Annotated in this window: 1 protein-coding gene; it reads right to left on the minus strand. The window is 59.2% G+C overall.

Annotated features, from left to right (window positions below):
• Window positions 1-28: 28 nt before the first annotated feature.
• Window positions 29-1,192, minus strand: a complete 1,164-nt coding sequence (locus P9272_RS35820; RefSeq protein WP_278164927.1) for an IS481 family transposase — start codon at window positions 1,190-1,192, stop codon at window positions 29-31.
• Between the last annotated feature and the right edge of the window lie 101 nt (window positions 1,193-1,293).

The following is a 1,293-nucleotide window of genomic DNA, read 5'->3' on the forward strand; positions in this document are numbered from 1 at the left end:
GGTCCGTTCCGGACACATAGGTTACAGTTTATACCGGAGACATGGGTAACACTTTTGGCCCGAAGGGGTTGTGGAGTGGTTCGAGCCTGCATGTCTCATCATCAAAGTACCCCAAGTCATAGTCCATGAAGCTGGCAAGCCAGATATGGTCTTCGATCTGTTTGATGCCGACGGTCTGGCCGGCAAAGACGAGGCTAAGGTTGATCTTCTTGCGATTGTAGCAGATGCGACCGCAGGTGGTGACGGTGACGGCCTTATCGTGAAACGGATAGTCGAGCTCGGGCAAGCCAGTGTAGGGGCGCGTTGAGGGCGTGTAGCGCTCTGCCGGGCAGTCCATGCCGAGCGCCTGATGCGGGCGCTCTGAGTTGAACTCGTCGATGAAGTCATCGAACCTGGCCTGTTGCTGAAGGAAATTGGCGCCAGCCGGTTTGGTGGCTTCCTTCTTCAGGGTGAGGTGCATGCGCTCGTGGCGCCCGTTCTGCTGTGGGCAGCCCGGCTGGATGCGCTCGATGTCGATGCCCAGGCGCAGCCACCAGACCGACAGCTTGCTGAGGTTGAAGAGCGCGTTGGGGCTGGCGAAGGGAACGCCATTGTCGGTCCTGATGGCGCGGGGCAGACCGAACTCCTTGAAAACGCTCTCGAACACGGTGAAGGCATAGGCTTCCTTGGTGGTCGACAGCGCCTCGCAGGCAATGAGATATCGGCTGGCGAAGTCAGTGATCGTCAGCGGATAGCAATAGCGCCGATCGGTGAGCATGAACTCGCCCTTGTAGTCGGCACACCACAGATCATTGGGTCGACAGCTGCTTGAAAGTGGCGTCCCCGTCGCCTTGTTGCGCCGTCGCTTGCGGTGCTCGACCATACCGTGCCGGTCGAGCACCGCATGCACCGTCGAGATCGCAGGCCTGTGCACATCCGGATAGAGCCGGGCCAGCCGCTCGCGTATCTTAGGCGCACCCCAAGTCGGCTTGTCCTGCTTCAGGCGCACAATCAGCTTCTCGATTTGAAACGGAAGCTGATTGGCGTGGCGATAGGGCCGGCGTGACCGATCCGTCAGCCCCTCAAGGCCGCTATCATTGTAGCGCGCGAGGATCTTGTAGCCGGTCTTGCGCGAGATATCGAACTCCCGGCAAAGGACCGCCATCTTCTCTCCGTCCAGCAGACGGGCCACGAACTTAAGCCGCTCGTCCATGACGTTACACTCCTTCCAAGGCACCTTGCTCTCCTTGCAAAGGGCCAAAAGTGTAACCCATCTATCCGGAATGAACTGTCACCCATCTCTCGGGAAGGGCA

This window comes from Mesorhizobium sp. WSM4976 (assembly GCF_029625685.1).
Taxonomy (GTDB): domain Bacteria; phylum Pseudomonadota; class Alphaproteobacteria; order Rhizobiales; family Rhizobiaceae; genus Mesorhizobium.